Annotated in this window: 17 protein-coding genes; 15 read left to right on the forward strand and 2 right to left on the reverse strand. The window is 72.3% G+C overall.

Going from position 1 to position 17,145, the window contains the following annotated elements; translation table 11 throughout:
* From ABD466_RS41265 to ABD466_RS41330, 14 genes are all read left to right on the forward strand, one after another.
* Entirely contained in the window at window positions 1-1,011 is a 1,011-nt protein-coding gene (locus tag ABD466_RS41265) for a hypothetical protein (RefSeq protein ID WP_344662762.1), read from the forward strand.
* Between the two features lie 129 nt (window positions 1,012-1,140).
* Window positions 1,141-1,500, forward strand: a complete 360-nt coding sequence (gene hisI / locus ABD466_RS41270) for a phosphoribosyl-AMP cyclohydrolase (protein ID WP_344662763.1) — start codon at window positions 1,141-1,143, stop codon at window positions 1,498-1,500.
* A 55-nt stretch (window positions 1,501-1,555) separates the two neighbouring features.
* Window positions 1,556-3,100 carry an anthranilate synthase component I gene (locus ABD466_RS41275; protein WP_344662764.1) on the forward strand — a complete coding sequence of 515 codons (1,545 nt, stop codon included), beginning with the start codon at window positions 1,556-1,558 and terminating at the stop codon, window positions 3,098-3,100.
* A complete protein-coding gene (locus ABD466_RS41280) occupies window positions 3,097-4,056 on the forward strand; it encodes a TIGR02234 family membrane protein (protein WP_344662765.1) in 960 nt (319 codons plus the stop codon). Before ABD466_RS41275 ends, ABD466_RS41280 begins: the two co-directional genes overlap by 4 nt.
* Window positions 4,057-4,106: 50 nt before the next feature.
* Window positions 4,107-4,370: an HGxxPAAW family protein gene (locus ABD466_RS41285; RefSeq protein WP_344662766.1), complete on the forward strand. Its 264-nt coding sequence runs from the start codon at window positions 4,107-4,109 to the stop codon at window positions 4,368-4,370.
* Window positions 4,371-4,555: 185 nt separating this feature from the next.
* Window positions 4,556-5,380 carry an indole-3-glycerol phosphate synthase TrpC gene (gene trpC, locus ABD466_RS41290; RefSeq protein ID WP_344662767.1) on the forward strand — a complete coding sequence of 275 codons (825 nt, stop codon included), beginning with the start codon at window positions 4,556-4,558 and terminating at the stop codon, window positions 5,378-5,380.
* Window positions 5,381-5,547: 167 nt separating this feature from the next.
* On the forward strand, window positions 5,548-6,831 hold the full coding sequence (trpB, locus tag ABD466_RS41295; RefSeq protein WP_425558870.1) for a tryptophan synthase subunit beta: 1,284 nt from the start codon (window positions 5,548-5,550) through the stop codon (window positions 6,829-6,831).
* Window positions 6,828-7,637, forward strand: coding sequence for a tryptophan synthase subunit alpha (gene trpA, locus ABD466_RS41300; protein ID WP_344662768.1), 810 nt, complete (start codon window positions 6,828-6,830; stop codon window positions 7,635-7,637). Before trpB ends, trpA begins: the two co-directional genes overlap by 4 nt.
* Window positions 7,638-7,738: 101 nt before the next feature.
* The gene (locus ABD466_RS41305) at window positions 7,739-8,275 is read left to right on the forward strand and encodes a MauE/DoxX family redox-associated membrane protein (RefSeq protein ID WP_344662769.1); all 537 of its coding nucleotides are present in this window, start codon (window positions 7,739-7,741) and stop codon (window positions 8,273-8,275) included.
* 44 nt (window positions 8,276-8,319) lie between these two features.
* A complete protein-coding gene (locus ABD466_RS41310) occupies window positions 8,320-9,174 on the forward strand; it encodes a DsbA family protein (RefSeq protein WP_344662770.1) in 855 nt (284 codons plus the stop codon).
* Between the two features lie 183 nt (window positions 9,175-9,357).
* Complete coding sequence (locus ABD466_RS41315) at window positions 9,358-10,356, forward strand: DsbA family protein (RefSeq protein WP_344662771.1); 999 nt, start codon at window positions 9,358-9,360, stop codon at window positions 10,354-10,356.
* 36 nt (window positions 10,357-10,392) lie between these two features.
* On the forward strand, window positions 10,393-11,529 hold the full coding sequence (gene lgt, locus ABD466_RS41320) for a prolipoprotein diacylglyceryl transferase (RefSeq protein ID WP_344662772.1): 1,137 nt from the start codon (window positions 10,393-10,395) through the stop codon (window positions 11,527-11,529).
* Between the two features lie 20 nt (window positions 11,530-11,549).
* Window positions 11,550-12,434: a VIT1/CCC1 transporter family protein gene (locus tag ABD466_RS41325; protein ID WP_344662773.1), complete on the forward strand. Its 885-nt coding sequence runs from the start codon at window positions 11,550-11,552 to the stop codon at window positions 12,432-12,434.
* A gap of 193 nt (window positions 12,435-12,627) precedes the next feature.
* Window positions 12,628-14,256 carry a phosphodiester glycosidase family protein gene (locus ABD466_RS41330; protein ID WP_344662774.1) on the forward strand — a complete coding sequence of 543 codons (1,629 nt, stop codon included), beginning with the start codon at window positions 12,628-12,630 and terminating at the stop codon, window positions 14,254-14,256.
* Here ABD466_RS41330 and ABD466_RS41335 read toward each other — a convergent pair.
* A complete protein-coding gene (locus ABD466_RS41335) occupies window positions 14,234-15,667 on the reverse strand; it encodes an MATE family efflux transporter (RefSeq protein WP_344662775.1) in 1,434 nt (477 codons plus the stop codon). The genes ABD466_RS41330 and ABD466_RS41335 overlap by 23 nt on opposite strands.
* Before the next feature lie 107 nt (window positions 15,668-15,774).
* On the opposite strand from ABD466_RS41335, the gene ABD466_RS41340 reads away from it, so the two are divergent.
* A complete protein-coding gene (locus ABD466_RS41340; RefSeq protein WP_344662776.1) occupies window positions 15,775-16,311 on the forward strand; it encodes a PadR family transcriptional regulator in 537 nt (178 codons plus the stop codon).
* Here the strand turns inward: ABD466_RS41340 and ABD466_RS41345 are convergent.
* The gene (locus ABD466_RS41345; protein WP_344662777.1) at window positions 16,308-16,883 is read right to left on the reverse strand and encodes a hypothetical protein; all 576 of its coding nucleotides are present in this window, start codon (window positions 16,881-16,883) and stop codon (window positions 16,308-16,310) included. The two genes, ABD466_RS41340 and ABD466_RS41345, sit on opposite strands and share 4 nt — an antisense overlap.
* Between the last annotated feature and the right edge of the window lie 262 nt (window positions 16,884-17,145).

Genomic DNA, 17,145 nt, shown 5'->3' on the forward strand with positions numbered 1-17,145 from the left:
ATGAAGCGGACAGTTCTCGCAAGTTTCGTCACGGTGACGCTGATGGTCGGCGGATGCGCCAGCAAGGGAGGCGCGTCCGCCGACGGGGCCGGCCCGGGCGCGCCGATCACCGGCCTGCCCGCGCCGGTCCCGACGAAGAACGACTGCGCGGACTTCACGGCCTCGATCAAGGCGGGCGGCGCCGGAGGCGCGTCGCAGGCGGCGCCCGGGGCGCTTCCCGCCGACGCGCACCCGGTCTCGTTGCTCGAATGTGTGATGAGCATGCGGGACGTGCCGGGGCAGGGTCAGTGGCGGGTCGTCGACACGGTGCGGTCGACGGGCTCGGTCGACGCCTTCGTCAACGCTCTGCGGGCCGCTTACGCCAAGCCGCCGCAGCCGACGCCCAAGAAGTCTGTCGCCTGCCCCGCCATCGGCTATGCCGAACCGTGGATCGCCGCGGTGGACGCGGGCGGCCAGGCCTACCGCATCGCGATCCCGATGTGGGGCGTGTGTCCGGCCCCCGACCCCGGTGTGGTGAAGGCGCTCGCGGATCTGAAGACCACGGTCGTCTCGACCGAGCGGATCAACCAGACGGAGTCGCCGGGAGCGCAGGCCGGCGGCTGCGCGCAGCAGTTCGCTGAGATGGCCTATGTCAACGCGCAGTACAGCGGGTCCGGGCCGGACAGGCTCTTCTTCCTGGCCGGGAAGCCCGCCAACGGGCTCCGTGTCTGCTACTACAAGCTCGTCGGCGACTACGACAAGGGCAAGCCCGCCGGCGACTTCGAGGCCGCCGCCACCCTCACCGGCGACCAGAGCACGGTCGTCTACGACGGGCTGACGAAGGCCCCGGTCGCCACCGGGAAGGCTTGCGGTGCCCCGGCGTCCGAGTACGCCGTCATCTCCTTCGCCGGCGACGGGACGGGATGGAGCGTGGTCGAGCTGGACGGCTGCAAGCTCGCCGCTCCCGGTTCCGGGCCGAACCGCGAGGCTCCGGCGGCCGTCGTTGAGGCCCTGCTCGCGGCGAAGAAGTAGGCGCCGCCGGCGTGCGCCGGGGTGCCCGCGCTTAGCCATGCCCCGCGCCGCCAGGTCGCCCGCGATGTCCTCGAACACCGGGTTCACGTCGATGGACCGATTATCCCGGGCCGGGCGCCGCGCGCGACAATGGACGGCATGACCGACGCAGCCCTCGCCCCCGCCATCGCCGACCGCCTCAAGCGCGACGAGCACGGCCTGTTCGCCGCGATCGCGCAGCAGTACGACACCGGCGAAGTGCTGATGCTGGCCTGGATGGACGACGAGGCGCTGCGCCGCACGCTGGCCACCGGCCGGGTGACGTACTGGTCGCGGTCGCGGCAGGAGTACTGGACCAAGGGCGACACCTCCGGGAACGTGCAGATCCTGAAGTCCGCCGCGCTGGACTGCGACGGCGACGCGGTGCTGCTGAAGGTCGACCAGGCCGGCGGCGCCTGCCACACCGGCGACCGGACGTGCTTCGACGCCGGGAGCCTGCCGCTGGGGTAGCCGGGGCCGCCGGGGCAGTGACCGGGCGGGCCGTCCGCTCTGGGAGAATCGACGCATGACGGCCTTCCCCCCAGGCGTGGACACCCCCGATCTGCCGACCTTCCGCGAGCTGGCCCGCGACCGCCGGGTGATCCCGGTGGTGCGGCGGGTGCTGGCCGACGGCGAGACCCCGGTCGGGCTGTACCGGAAGCTGGCCGGCGAGCGCCCCGGCACCTTCCTGCTGGAGTCGGCCGAGCACGGCATCTGGTCCCGTTACTCGTTCGTGGGCGTCAGCACCGGCGCGGCGCTCAGCGAGAAGGACGGGGCCGCGCACTGGATCGGGGAGCCGCCGGTCGGGCTGCCGACCTCGGGCGACCCGCTGGACGTGCTCCGGCAGAGCCTGGAGCTGCTGCACACCCCGCGGCTGCCGGGCCTGCCGCCGCTGACCGGCGGCCTGGTCGGCTACCTCGGCTACGACTCCGTGCGCCGCCTGGAGCGGATCCCGGAACTGGCCAAGGATGATCTGCGCATTCCGGAGCTGACGTTCCTGCTCAGCCTGGACCTGGCGGTGCTGGACCACGCCGACGGGTCGGTGTGGCTGATCGCCAACGTCGTCAACCACGACAACCTGCCCTCCGGTGTGGACGCCGCCTACGCGCGCGCCGTCGAGCGGCTGGACGCGATGACCGAGGCGCTGAACGCCCCGGTGGTGAACACGCCGCTGGTGTACGACCCGGCCGTCGCGCCGCACTTCACCGCCAACCGCACCTCCGAGGACTACCGCGAGACGGTGCTGCGCTGCATCGAGGAGATCAAGTCCGGCGAGGCGTTCCAGATCGTGGTGAGCCAGCGCTTCGAGGCGCCGGTCGCGGCCTCGGCGCTGGACGTGTACCGGGTGTTGCGGGCGACGAACCCGAGCCCGTACATGTACCTGCTGCGCATGCCGACACCGGACGGCACCGGCTTCGACATCGTCGGCTCCTCCCCGGAGGCCCTGGTCAAGGTCACCGAGGGCCGCGCCATGCTGCACCCGATCGCCGGCACCCGCCCCCGCGGCGCCGACCCGGAGCAGGACGCCCAGCTGGCCGCCGACCTGCTGGCCGACCCCAAGGAGCGCGCCGAGCACCTGATGCTGGTCGACCTCGGCCGCAACGACCTGGGCAGGATCAGCCGCCCGGGCAGCGTCGAGGTCGTCGACTTCATGGCGATCGAGCGCTACAGCCACATCATGCACATCGTCTCGACGGTGATCGGCGACCTGGCGGAGGGCAGGACGGCCTTCGACGCCGTCGCCGCCACCTTCCCGGCCGGCACCCTCTCCGGCGCCCCGAAACCCCGCGCGATGGAGATCATCGAGCAGAACGAACCGACCCGCCGCGGCCTCTACGGCGGCATCGTCGGCTACCTGGACTTCGCCGGCGACGCCGACACCGCCATCGCCATCCGCACCGCCCTGATCCGCGACGGCGTGGCGTACGTCCAGGCCGGCGCCGGCATCGTCGCCGACTCCGACCCGGCGGCCGAGGACCAGGAGTGCCGCAACAAGGCGATGGCGGTGCTGAAGGCGGTCGCGGTGGCGGGGACGATGCGGTCGGCTGTGGGGAAGGGCGAGACGAAGTGAGCAACGGAACGAACAGTCCGGAGCCGGCGGCGATCGCCGACGACTCGACCGCCGACGACTCGACCGCAGCCGAGTCGACCGCCGCCGAGTCGCGCGCCGCCGCCGAGTCGCAAACCGCTGCCGACCTGGTGACCGCAGCCGAGCCGCACGCCACCGCCGAGTCGCAATCCGCTGCCGATCTGGTGACCGCAGCCGAGCCGCACGCCACCGCCGAGTCGCAAACCGCTGCCGACCTGGTGACCGCAGCCGAGCCGCACGCCGCCGCCGAACCTTCGGCCCCTGCCACGCCGAACGCCGCCGCCGCACCGCGAACCCCCGGCAGCGCCGCCCGCCGCGAACTCACCACCACCGTCCTGCTCGCCCTCCTCGGCGGTGTCGCCGCCTGGGCCGCGGCCGGCCGCGTCTGGGCCGACGGCACCGCTGACCAGGCTCCGAGCAGCTTCGCCGTGACGGCCACCGGCAACGACCTCTCGGCCGCGGTCACCGCCCTCGGCCTCACCGCCCTCGCCGGGGCGCTCGCCCTGCTAGCCACCCGGCGGCTGGCCCGCCGGCTGGTCGGCCTGCTGCTGGTCGCCGTCGGCGTCGGCGTCGTGGTGAACGCCGTCACGGCGCGCGGCGCCGGTCACGCCGCCCACGTCCTGGGCGAGAAGGCCGCCTCGAAGGGCTTCGCCTCCGGGGCCGTCCCCGCCCACACCACCTCCTGGTGGCTGCTCGCGGTGGCCGGCGGCGTGCTGGTGGCGCTCGCCGGCGTGGCGGCCGTCGCCCGCGGCGGTGCCTGGCCCGGTATGTCCTCGCGCTACGAGAACGCCGCCCCCGCCGCCGCGCGGCCCGGCGAAGCCAGTACCGCCAAGGACCTCTGGGACGCGCTGGACCGTGGCGAGGATCCCACCGATCGCGCTGACGCCGTCGCGGCGGAAGGCGGGACCCGGGCACGAACCATTACGCCGAATCGGTGACAATGGAAGCGCAACCGATCCACCGCTGAGCGCAAGGAGCACGCCGCACCATGTCGTCTTCCTCCGACGAGACCCCGGGCGTCCTGTCCGGCACCCTCTCCCTGTCCGGGGCGTCGTCCAGCCACGACGACCACGGCAGCACCCCCGCGGCGTGGACCGCCGTCCTGCTCTGCATCATCGGGTTCCTGCTCGGCGGTGCCGGACTGGTCGCCTCCATGCCCGCGCTGGCCGTCGTCGGCGGGGCGCTGGCGCTGGTCTCGCCGCTGGTCGGCAAGATCATGTCCGCCATGGGGCTGGGCGCGGCCGCGAAGTGAACCTCTCCGCGCCGCCGCGCTGACCTGCGGCGCGGCGGCGTGTGCGCGGGGTCCGGCGACGCCGGTGGATGATCACCGGGCCTCGGCGGTCCCCGCGAGCCGCTAGAGTGAGACGTCGGACACGCCCCTGCGGCTTTCGCGGGCGCGGTCCTGCTTCGTGTGGCGATCGAGGGGAGCTGACGACGGTGAACGTACTTGCCGAGATCATCGAAGGCGTCCGCCTCGACCTCGCCGAGCGCCAACAGCGCGTCAGCCTGGACGACCTCAAGGCCCGGGTGGCCCGCCTGGACAGCGCCATCGACGGCGTCGAGGCGCTGCGCCGCGGCGGCGCGGGCGGTGACGGCGTCAAGGTCATCGCCGAGGTGAAGCGCTCCTCGCCGTCCAAGGGCGCGCTGGCCGCCATCGCCGATCCGGCCGGCCTGGCCGCCGACTACGAGGCCGGCGGCGCGACCGTCATCTCCGTGCTCACCGAGCAGCGCCGGTTCGGCGGCTCCCTGGCCGACCTCGACGACGTCCGCAAGAAGGTCGACATCGCCGTCCTGCGCAAGGACTTCATCGTCACCAGCTACCAGCTGTGGGAGGCCCGCGCGCACGGCGCCGACCTGGCCCTGCTGATCGTCGCCGCCCTGGACCAGCCGGCCCTGGAGAGCCTGATCGAGCGGGCCGGCTCCATCGGCCTGACCCCGCTGGTCGAGGTGCACGACGAGGAGGAGGTGCGGCGCGCGGTCGACGCCGGCGCACGCCTGATCGGCGTCAACGCCCGGGACCTGAAGACCCTGCAGGTCAAGCGGGACACCTTCGCCCGGGTGGCGCCGACCATCCCGGACGGCGTCGTCCGGGTCGCCGAGTCCGGCGTGCGCGGCCCGCACGACCTCATCGCCTACGCCAACGCCGGCGCAGACGCGGTGCTGGTCGGCGAGTCCCTGGTGACCGGCAAGGACCCGCGCGCCGCGGTCGCCGACCTGGTCGCGGCCGGAGCGCATCCCGCGCTGCGGAACGGTCGCGCCTAAGCCGCCCGGGACCCGGTAGAGTCCAGGATCGTGATGTCGACCAAGCCGAGGGCCGCCGCCCGCCGCCGTCCGTGGTGGCGGCACGCGCCCGCGGCGCGGCGATGGCAGGAAGCGTAAATCCGCGACCTTCCCTAGCTGTTCACATCACTCATCCTGGGACATCACTCATGTCTGATCTGTCGTATCCGTTCGACCCGTGCGCTGAGATCATCTCCGCGTACGCGGCCACGGCCGCGATGCCCGACGACACCGGGCACTTCCCCACGGACGACGCCTTGTTCGGCGGCCGCTTCATGCCCGAGGCGCTGATGGCCGTCCTGAAGGAGCTCACCGAGGCCTACGAGGTCTCCAAGACGGACCCCGCGTTCCACCGGGAGTTCGCCGACCTGCTGCTCCATTACGCCAACCGCCCGAGCCTGCTCACCGAGGCGCGCAACCTCTCCCGGCGCGCCGGCGCGCGCATCCTGCTCAAGCGGGAGGACCTGAACCACACCGGCTCCCACAAGATCAACAACGTGCTGGGCCAGGCACTGCTGGCCAAGCGCATGGGCAAGACCCGGGTCATCGCCGAGACCGGCGCCGGCCAGCACGGCGTGGCCACCGCGACCGCCGCGGCACTGCTCGGCCTGGACTGCGTCGTCTACATGGGCGCCGAGGACACCCGCCGCCAGGCGCTGAACGTGGCGCGGATGCGCATGCTCGGCGCCGAGGTGGTGCCGGTCGCGATCGGCTCGCAGACCCTGAAGGACGCCATCAACGAGGCCCTGCGCGACTGGGTGGCCAGCGCCGACACCACCTACTACGCACTCGGCACCGCCGCCGGCCCGCACCCGTTCCCGGCGATGGTCCGCGACTTCGCGCGCGTCATCGGCGTGGAGGCCCGGCGCCAGGCCGTCGAGATCACCGGCGCCCTGCCGGACGCGGTCTGCGCCTGCGTCGGCGGCGGCTCCAACGCCATCGGCGTCTTCCACGCCTTCGTGCCGGACGAGTCCGTGCGCCTCTACGGCTTCGAGGCCGGCGGCTCCGGTGTCGCCAGCGGCCGGCACGCGGCCTCCATCACCGGGGGCTCCGTCGGCGTCCTGCACGGGACCCGCACCTATCTTCTGCAGGACGAGTACGGCCAGACCCAGGAGAGCCACAGCATCTCCGCCGGCCTGGACTACCCCGCGGTCGGCCCCGAGCACGCCTACCTGCACGCCACCGGGCGCGCCGTCTACGAGCCCGTCGACGACGCCGAGGCGATGGCCGCGTTCCGCGCCCTGTGCGAGACCGAGGGCATCATCCCGGCGATCGAGTCCGCGCACGCCCTGGCCGGCGCGCTGCGGATCGCGCCGGCGCTCGCCGCCGAACTGGGCCGGGAGCCGGTCATCGTCGTGAACCTGTCGGGCCGCGGGGACAAGGACATGCACACCGCCGCGGCGTACTTCGGCTTCGAAGGGGGAGAGCAGTGAACCGGCTCCAGGACGTCCTCAAGAGCGCTCGTGCCGAGAACCGCGCGGTGCTGATCGGCTACCTGCCCGCGGGCTTCCCCTCGGTCGACGGCTCGATCGAGGCCATGCGCGCCATGGTCGAGGGCGGCTGCGACGTCATCGAAGTCGGGCTGCCCTACTCCGACCCGGCGATGGACGGCCCGGTCATCCAGGCCGCCGCCGACCAGGCGCTGGCCCGCGGCGTCACCACGCCCGACGTCATCCGCGCCGCCGGAGCGGTCGCCGACACCGGCGCGGCGGCGCTGATCATGTCCTACTGGAACCCGATCGAGCACTACGGCGTCGAGCGCTTCGCGACCGAGCTCGCCGCGGCCGGCGGCAGCGGCGTGATCACCCCGGACCTCATCCCCGAGGAGGCCGGGCCGTGGATCGAGGCCACCGACAAGCACGACCTCGGCCGGGTGTTCCTCGTCGCCCCGAGCTCCACCCCCGAGCGCATCGCGCTGACCGCCGACGCCTGCACCGGCTTCGTCTACGCCGGCGCCGTGATGGGCGTCACCGGCGCCCGCGACCAGGTCGGGCACGCCGCCCGCAGCCTGGTCGAGCGCACGCGGCAGGCGACCGACCGGCCGGTGTGCGTCGGCCTCGGGGTCTCGACCGGTGACCAGGCCGCGGAGATCGCCGGCTATGCCGACGGCGTGATCGTCGGCTCGGCGTTCGTGCGCCGGCTGCTGGACCACCGCGACCCGCGCCGGGGGGTCGACGCCGTCCGTGAGCTGGCCGCGGAGCTCGCCGAAGGGGTCCGACGGGGGAGTAAGGCCCGCTAGAAGGTGATGGCGGAGATTAGCTGAGAAACTGCTAGGAAGTTCCCTCCCGGGAGTGAGCCGCACTCCCGGGAGGCTCTTCCCAGCGCCTATCCTTTGGGGTTATGACTTCCATGGCTTCCCAGGCGCCCGTCAAGGACGCGCCGACCGGCTCCGGCGGTCTGCGCGGTTTCGTGGACACCCACCAGCAGTGGATCAGCCTGGTCATGCGGGTCCTGCTCGCGGTCATGTGGTTCAAGTACAGCCTGGGCAAGCTGGGAACGCCGGAGTCCAACGCGCAGAGCGTGCGCGACTTCCGGATCCTGCCGGAGTCGCTGGTCACCCCGTTCGGCTACGCGCAGCCCTACTTCGAGCTGGCCCTGGGCCTGCTGCTGATCCTGGGCCTGGGCACCCGCCTGGTGGCGCTCATGTCGGCGCTGCTGCTGCTGGTCTACATCGGCGGCATCATCTCGCTGGGCGCCCGCGGCATCGCCATCAGCTGCGGCTGCGGCGGCAGCGGCGGCCTGGTGCCGAAGGGCCACACCCGCTACACCCTGGACGTCATCCGCGACCTGATCTTCATGATCCCAGCGGTGTGGCTGGTCTGGAAGCCGGCGTCGAAGTTCTCGCTGGAGCGCGCGCTGCTGGGTGACCCGATCTGACCGTCTGAATTGTCCGACTTGTCGGACCCCCGCACGATGGGCTCATGACGAGCGACGGCGGGAGCGGCGGGAAGCGGCGCCAGACCGGGCGGGAACGCAGCGCCGAGGTACGCCGGCAGCAGGCCGCGGCCGAGCGCCGGCGCAAGCAGATGGTGATCGGCGGCGTGGTCGCCGCGGTCGTCGTGCTGGCCGTGCTGATCGGCGTCCTGGTGCAGCACAACACCTCGAAGAGCAACCAGGCCGCGCGCAACGCGTACGGCGCCGGCCAGCCGTTCACCGCGCCGACCGGCGTCAGTGCGAACCCGGCCACCCAGGCCGACCCCGGCGGGATCGTCTACGGCAAGCCCGACGCCAAGGTCGCCGTCGAGGTCGACGAGGACGTGCGCTGTCCCTACTGCAAGATCGCCGAGGGGTTGTTCGGCGGCATCAACAAGGAGTACGCGGACGCGGGCAAGATCAAGGTCCAGTACCACCTCGTCGACCTGATCGACCGCGTCGGCGGCGGCCAGGGCTCGCTCGTCGGCGGCGCCACCCTGGCCTGTGCCGCGGACGTCGGGCAGGCACAGTTCATCGCCTTCCACGACCTGCTCTTCAAGAACCAGCCGGATGAGAAGAACGACACCTACGGCAACGTCGACAACGTGCTCAACCTGGCGAGCCAGGTGCCCGGGCTGCGCAGCGCGGCTTTTGACGACTGCGCCCGCTCGGGCAAGTACGCGCCGTGGATCAAGGCCAACTACGACTACCTGAGCAAGAAGCTCGGCGGCAGCGTCGGCACGCCGGACATCTACATCGACGGCACGCAGTTCTATCTCAAGGACCCCGCGACCGTTCCGGCCGCGCAACAGCAGGCCGACTACCGGGCCGCACTGGACGCGGCGATTGCCAAGCAGGGCTGACGACGGCCGCCGCCGCCGGCCCGCCGGCGGCGCGGCTAAAAGTTCCTGAAGGATTTGTCGCAACCCGGCCCGCCTCCGGTGCGTTTCCAACGCGGCACCGCATAAGATGCGGTGCGCGCGCCCTGGGAATGGATCGGCGGCGCGCCCACTCCAGACGGCATCCGGACAGGACTTTAAACGACGATGAGCCAGGCGAACCGGGTAGGGAAGCAGAACGCTCGCGAGCGGGTGGCCGCCGAGAAGCTGAAGCGGCAGCGGGCCGAGCGGCGGCGCAAGCAGATCACGATCGGCACGTCGGTGGTGGCCGTGCTCGCGATCGCCGGCGGCATCGGCATCGCGGTCCAGGCCTCCAAGCACAACAGCAACCCCTACCTGGCGCCCACCGCCGCCGTCGTCGACCCGCAGGCCAAGTCCGGCAAGGACCTGGGCATCCACGTCGGCTCGGTGGACGCGCCGGTCACGATGAACGTGTTCGAGGACTTCCGCTGCCCGGTGTGCCAGCAGGTGGAGACCACCCTGGAGCCGACCTACCGGCAGTACATCGAGGACGGCAAGCTGCAGGTCATCTACCACCCGGCGCGCGTCATCGACAGCCACGACAACGGCAAGGGCTCGCTCAACGGCGCCAACGCCGCGGCCTGCGCGCAGGACCAGGGCCAGTTCATGGCGCTGCACGACCTGCTGTACGCGAACCAGCCGAACGAGCAGCAGGATGTGTTCGCGGACAAGGCGAAGATCCTGGCGATCGCCGACCAGATCCCGTACCTGAAGGCCAGCACCGCGTTCGCGGCCTGCGTGAACTCGGGTCAGCACGACGGCTGGGTCCAGGCCAACGCCGACAACTTCAACAAGATCGGGCTGCAGGGCACGCCGACGGTCTTCCTGGAGGGCCAGCAGCTGACCTTCAGCCAGAACAGCGCCGACGCCGTGCTGCAGTACTTCAAGCAGCAGCTGGACGACGCCTTCACCAAGAAGGGCGGCAAGGCCGGCACCAAGACCACGCTGCCGACCGCGCCGACCAGCTCCGCTCCGTCGGCCTCCGGCTCGTCGGGCGCGCCGTCGTCCGGTGCCCCGTCGTCGGGTGCGCCGTCGTCGGGTGCGCCGTCCAGCGGCGCCACCTCCTCGGCGCCGTCGTCCTCCGGGTCGTCCCCGGCGGGCACCCCGACCTCGTCGAAGTCCTGACCCGCCCCGCCTGACCCCGAGGAACCCCGCCCGCCGATGAGCTTCGCAGCCGCCCACCAGGTCGCCACGGCCGCCACCTACCTGGCGGAGATCCCGAGCCCGACCAAGGCCCGCTACAACCTGGGCCCGATCCCGATCCGGATGTACGCCATGTGCATCCTGGCCGGGATCCTCGTCGCCGTCTGGCTCGGCGACAAGCGCTGGCGCGCCCGCGGCGGCAAGCCGCAGGAGGTCGTCGACATCGCCATCTGGGCGGTGCCGTTCGGCCTGGTGGGCGGGCGGCTCTACCACGTGATCACCACCTCCGGGCCGTACTTCGGCAAGGACGGGGACTGGGTCAAGGCGTTCTACGTCTGGGAGGGGGGCCTGGGGATCTGGGGCGCGATCGCGCTCGGGGCCCTGGGCGCCTACATCGGCTGCCGCCGCCGCGGCGCCTCGCTGCGCACCTTCGCCGACGCCGTGGCGCCGGGGATCGTGCTGGCGCAGGCGCTGGGGCGCTGGGGCAACTGGTTCAACAACGAGCTCTACGGCGGGCACACCGACCTGCCGTGGGGCTTGAAGGTCCACGTCATGGACACCTCGACGCAGCGCGCGATCATCGGACCGGACGGCAAACCGGAGCTGGTGGCCGGCGGGCCGTTCCACCCGACGTTCCTGTACGAGTCGCTCTGGTGCGTGGGCGTGGCCGTGCTGTGCATCTGGGCCGACCGGCGGTTCAAGCTGGGCTACGGCCGGGTGTTCGCGCTCTACGTCGCGTCCTACACGGTCGGCCGGTTCTGGATCGAGTCGCTGCGCACCGACGAGGCGCACCACTTCCTGGGCATGCGGCTCAACGACTGGACCGCGATCCTCGTCTTCCTGGGCGCGGTGGCGTACTTCCTGTGGTCGAAGAAGAAGTACCCCGGCCGGGAGGCCTCGCCGTATCTGGCCGCTGACGGCGGCGCTCCGGCCGGTGAGGACGCTGAGGAAGCCGCGGACGCCGGGGACGCCGGGAACGCGGAAGGCGGCGAGGGCGGCACCGCTGACGAGACGGTTGGCGAAGAGAAGGCCGGACCTGAAAAGCTGGAGGCGGACCCCGAGGCCGCTTCCGACGAGGAAGAGACCGGCGACACCGACGTCGCCGAGCGAGTGTCAGTCGAGCCTGGCAAGGTAGAGGAGTCCCCGACCCCGTAACGCCTGCCAGAATCGAGCCGATGAACCACGCCGACGCGCCCGCGACCGTAGTCGACTCCACCGCTTCGGGCGGTGCTCCTGGTGCTCACAGTGTTCCGGCGGCCCGGAACGCGTCGGAGGCGATCACGGGCCCGGAGGACCGGATCCCGGAGTCGGGATCGGGCGCGGGCTCCGGCCCGGCCGACCCGGGCCCGGCGGCGTATCAGGGCCCCTCGATCCCCAAGGACCACCACCGGGACGTCAACGGCGGCTGGCTGCGGCCGGCCGTCTTCGGTGTGACCGACGGCCTGGTGTCCAACTTCTCGCTGCTGGCCGGTATGGCCGGCGGTGACGCCTCGCACCGGACGATCGTGCTGAGCGGCCTGGCCGGGCTGGTCGCCGGCGCGTGCTCGATGGCGGCCGGCGAGTACATCTCGGTGGCCAGCCAGACCGAGGTCGCGCAGGCCGAGATCGAGATGGAGCGGCTGGAGCTGGCGCGCCGCCCGGCCGCCGAGATGAAGGAGCTCGCCGAGTTCCTCACCGAGCGCGGCCTGGATCCCGAGCTGGCCCTGGAGGCCGCCCGGCAGATCCACCGCGACCCGGACCAGGCGCTGATCGTGCACGTGCAGGAGGAGCTCGGGGTGGACCCGACCGACCTGCCGAACCCGTCGGTGGCCGCGGTGTCCAGTTTCGGCTCCTTCGCCCTGGGCGCCGTGCTGCCCCTGCTGCCGTACCTCCTGGGCCTGAACGAGCTGTGGACGGCCATGCTCCTGGCGTTCGGCGGACTGTTCGCCTGCGGCGCGATAGTCTCGCGCGTGTCCTCCCGGTCGTGGTGGTTCTCCGGAGCCCGGCAGCTCGCCTTCGGCGCCGTCGCCGCCGCGGTGACCTTCGGTCTCGGCGTGCTGATCGGCGGACATCTCAGCTAGTCGGGGGTCCACTCCTGTGGGCTAACCCGCGTTCATCGGTTGTTCCATGTTGGGACAACCGAGGAGATCAGATTTACAGGCAACCAGTTATGTCCCGCGCGCGTCGGAAGACGTAGAGCGCGCATACGGGCGTTCTCGGGGCCGCTGACGGGGATCGGCGCGTGTCCGACCAGGGCGAGGAGAGGTGCGGCTGTTGTCCGCGAAGAGCGAGGAGCTGGAAGGCTTGCGTGACGGCGAGCCGGTGGACGGCGGGCCGGGCGGCTCCGGCGACGGGGGTGCGGCGGACGCCGTGCCGCAGGACGTCGCCGAGGAGACCGCGCGGGCCGTGGCCGAGGCTTCCGGGGAGGACGCCGGTTCGGGTTCGGGTTCCGGTGCGGAGCCCGGCTCCGGGTCCGGCGGCAAGCCCACCGGCGGCTCCGACGGCTCCGACGGCTCCGATGGCTCCGACGGCGGGGCCGCGGGCGACGAGCCGGCCGGGTCCGGACCGTCCGGGGCGAACGACCCCGACACCGTCGACCCCGACGCGGACACCGTGGACCACAAGGTCTTCCCGGCGCGGCGCGAACGCCACACCCCGCTCTACGGCCGCGGCAAGCGGATCCTCCCCTGGAAGCACAAGGCGCGCCTGGCCCCGCCGCAGCGCCGGCGCCGCAAGATCATCGTGCGGTCGCTGTGGGGCTGCGTGCTCGTCGTCTGCGGCACCATCGGCTGGTCCATCGCCGGTGCGCTGACCTCGCCGGGCACCGACACCGTGCAGGCCCGGCTCGCCGAGTGGGGCCGGGACCACGGCCTGGGCGGCGTGGTGTCGACGCTGGAGAAGTGGCAGTACGACCTGGACCCGCCGAAGAAGGGCGGCGCGGTCGACGCGCGGCAGTTCAGCGACCTGGGCCCCACGACCGCGCCGAACGCCGCGGCCCCGACCAAGCCGGCGAAGTCCGGCGCGCCCGGCGGCAAGCCCGGCGCGACCCCGAGCCCGGCCGCCGACGTCATCGCCATGCAGCCGCGGATGCCCGCGCCGGCCGGCCTGACCCTGGAGCCCGGCGAGGGCGTGTTCCAGGTGGCGGTCCAGACCCCGGACGGGCAGCCGGTGGTGCAGGTGGCGCGCATCCGGCCGGACGCGGAGTACACCGACGTGGCCGCCGACGTCGCCTGGATCGACCAGAAGCACAGCCGCTACGTGCTGCACCCGGGCCACGAGGGCGACCTGAACAAGACCGTCACCACGGTTCCGAACCAGATCGACGGCGACGCCCGCCCGGGCCTGATCGCGCTGTTCAACGGCGGCTTCAAGATCAGTGAGTCGCACGGCGGCTACTACGACCACGGCATCCTCGCCGCCCCGCTGGTCGACGGCGCGGCCAGCGAGGTGATCTTCAAGGACGGCCACATGGCCGTCGGCATGTGGGGGCGTGACTACTCCCTGCAGAAGAACCCGGAGATCGTCTCGGTCCGCCAGAACCTGCGCCTGATGGTCGACAACGGCCAGGTCGTGCCCTACATCAACGACTCCTCCAACTGGGGCCGCTCGGACCACGGCTCGGCGGCGGTCTGGCGCTCCGGCGTCGGCGTCACCGCCACCGGCGACATCGTCTGGGTCGGCGGCAACAAGCTCACCGCCCCGTCCCTGGCCCGGCTGCTGAAGGACGCCGGCGCGGTCCGCGGCATGCAGCTGGACATCAACCTGCGCTGGGCCGACTTCCAGTACTTCCCGGCCCACGACGGCAACCCGGACAACTCCAAGCTGTACGAGGACTTCCTGCAGGGCCCGAACAAGTTCTTCGTGAACTCCACCAAGGACTTCATGGCCGTGTACCTGCGCTGAGCGGGGCGCCGGCGCCGAGCCGGCGCAGCAGGACCAGCAGCGCGGCGCACTGGAGCGCCGCGCTGCCGCACATCGCGGCCCAGACGCCGGCCAGGCCGAACGGTCCGGCCAGTCCCCGTGCCAGCACCACCAGCGCGACCGTCCCGGCCAGCGTGACCAGCAGCAGGCGGCTGCGGCCCCGGCCCGCGGCGAGGGTGCCGGACAGGCTGATCACGGCCGAGATCGGCACGAGGTACAGCGCGAGCCAGCGGAGGAACTCCACGCCGACGGCGGCGACGTCGCCCCTGTCGGTGAAGGCGGCCATGATCCACGGCGCGGCTCCGGCGTAGACGAGCGCCGCGACCAGGCCGAGACCCACGCCGACGGTGACGGCGGCCCGCCCGATCCGTGAGGCCTGGCCGGGCTGCGAGCGGGCGGTGTGGATGGTGGCGGCCTGACGGACCGCGTAGAAGGCCATCGAGGCGAAGTACATCGCCTTGGTGCCGATGCCGTAGGCCGCGACGGCGGCGACGCCGAAGGTGGCGACGACGGTGGCCAGGGCGGTCGCGCCGGCCATGCGGGCGAGGAAGTCGCCGCCCAGGGGTGCGCCGGCCCGGGCGACCTCGAGGGTTTCGGTCAGAATGCCCGTCGGGACGCTGCGGCGGGGGAGCGGCGCGGGTGCTGCGACGGCCGCCGGGGTGAGGCGGGCCGCCGTCGATCGGGACGGCGCGCCCACGCCCACTACGGCGCGCTCCACCTCTTCGGCTCCCGCCTCGGCCGTGGTCTCGTCGCCCAGGCTGCGGTGGCGGACGAGAGCCCACCCGACCGCGAACATCACGAACCGGCTCGCCACCGTCGCCAGAGCCGCCCCCCGGACACCGAGGCCGAACCCGTAGATCAGGGTCGGGTCGAGGACCAGGATCAGAGCGTTGGTTCCCATGGCCAGCCGCATCGGAGTGCGGGTGTCGCCGAGACCCTTGAACACGGCGTCGACCGTGAGCTGCGCGAAGGACACCGCCAGACCGGGGATCGAGATCGCCAGGAAGCCCAGAGCCGCATGGCGCGCCTCAGCCTCCCCGGCGTCGAAGAACAGGTCCACGACCGGCCCCCGCATGAGCGATCCTGCGCCGACGACCGCGACCGTCGTCGCCGCGGCCAGCGTCACCCCGCCCCGGATCGCCGCCCTTCGGCCCGCCAGGGTGGTGCGCGCCGCGATCAGCACCGTGGTACCGGCCGTCGCCACCAGGATCAGCCCGAGGACCAGGTTCTCCAGGTTCGTGGCCAGCGCGACGGCCGCCATGGGCGCCGGCCCCAGGCGGGCCACCCACGCCACGTCGACGACCCCCGCGATCACCCCGGCCAGCAGCTCCACATAGACCGGCCACGCCAGGCCCACGATCGCCCGCCGATGACTCTTGCCCTCGCCACCCATGCCGACCCCTCCCGCCCTCGATTCGCTATACCTCGATTCGAGGTACAGCGATAAGAGGTAGCATGACCGGCACCACCCCGGCAACACCCGCCTGGAAAGGAACCCCGGTGCTCCCCCTCGCGATCCTCGGCTTCCTGGCCGAAGAGCCCCTGCACGGCTACCAGCTGAAGGACCGCATCACCGGCCTGACCGGCCACGTCAAGCCGGTCAGCGACGGCGCGCTCTACCCGGCCATCGCCCGCCTGGAGGCCAAGGGCCTCATCGAGCGGCGCACCGAGCCCGGCGCCGGCGCCGCCCCCCGCCAGGTCCTGGCCCTCACACCGGCCGGCCGCGCAGAACTCGCCCGCCGCCTGCGCGAACCCACCCCGACGGAGATCACCGACCGCAACCGCTACTTCACGATCCTGGCCTTCCTCCACCGCCTCGAAGACCCGGCGGCCCAAGCAGCGGTCCTCCGCCGCCGCCTCGACTTCCTGGACGCCCCCGGCGCCGGTTTCTTCTTCGACGAAGACGGCAAGCCGGTGAAGTCGGAGGACGCCCCCACGCTCTTCCGCCGTGGCATGACCCAGATCGCTCGCGCCACCGCCAAAGCCGAACGCGAGTGGCTGAAGGCGGCGATCGCGGAACTGGAAGAAGGCGCCTAACCGCGCTTCGAGGCGTCGAACCCCCGCGACAGCCCCTTGTCGATCAGATCGGCGACCGACGGCCCCGGCACCAGCCGCAGGATCGCGAAGGTCGCCAGGCTGACCCGGATACTGGCGGTCGGCAGCGCACTGTGCCGGAACGGTGGCACCCACGGCAGTACCAGCGCCGCGATCCCCAACACCGCCGCCGGCAGCGCGCGGGTCACCGCGTACGACGACATCCACCGCTTCCGCGGCTCCGGCGCGTTCGCGAACAGCGCCTTCCAGTCCTCCGTGGCCATGGCCAGCAGCCCGGCGGTCAGCGAGTCGGCCACCTTGTCGAACTCCGCCCGGCTCCGGGCCAGGGCCAACGGACGCTTGTGCGCTCGCAGCAGCTGCGCGACCGCCTCCCCCGGCTCTCTCAGCGCGGTCCGGACTCCGGCATCGCCCAGCGGGGCCCGCGAGGTCCAGGGTGTCCGGCGTTCCGCTGCCTGCGCGGCGGCTTCGACATGATGGATCAGATAGCGGGCGACATCCGGCCGGTCCCAGGCCGGCGCCAGTCGCCGCATCGCCGCGACACATCTCAGGAGCACACGCAGCACTGTGTCAAAGGGATGGACGGCCAGGTTCCTGGTCGCGATGCGGGCTCCCACCACGTAAGCGGTCGTGGAGCCGGCAGCGACCGCGAAGCTGATCGACGCACCGAAAGCCGTGTACTCGATCAACGACCGGGTCGAGAGAGGGCTGACGGCGCCGAATACGGTGCACCCGATCGCGCCGGCGAGCACGACCGAGCCGGCTAGGAGCTGTTCGGGGTTCGGATCATGCGGTTGAGGTGAGGAGCTTCAGCCACAT

The sequence above is a fragment of the Catenulispora subtropica genome, from assembly GCF_039531675.1.
GTDB lineage: Bacteria > Actinomycetota > Actinomycetes > Streptomycetales > Catenulisporaceae > Catenulispora > Catenulispora subtropica.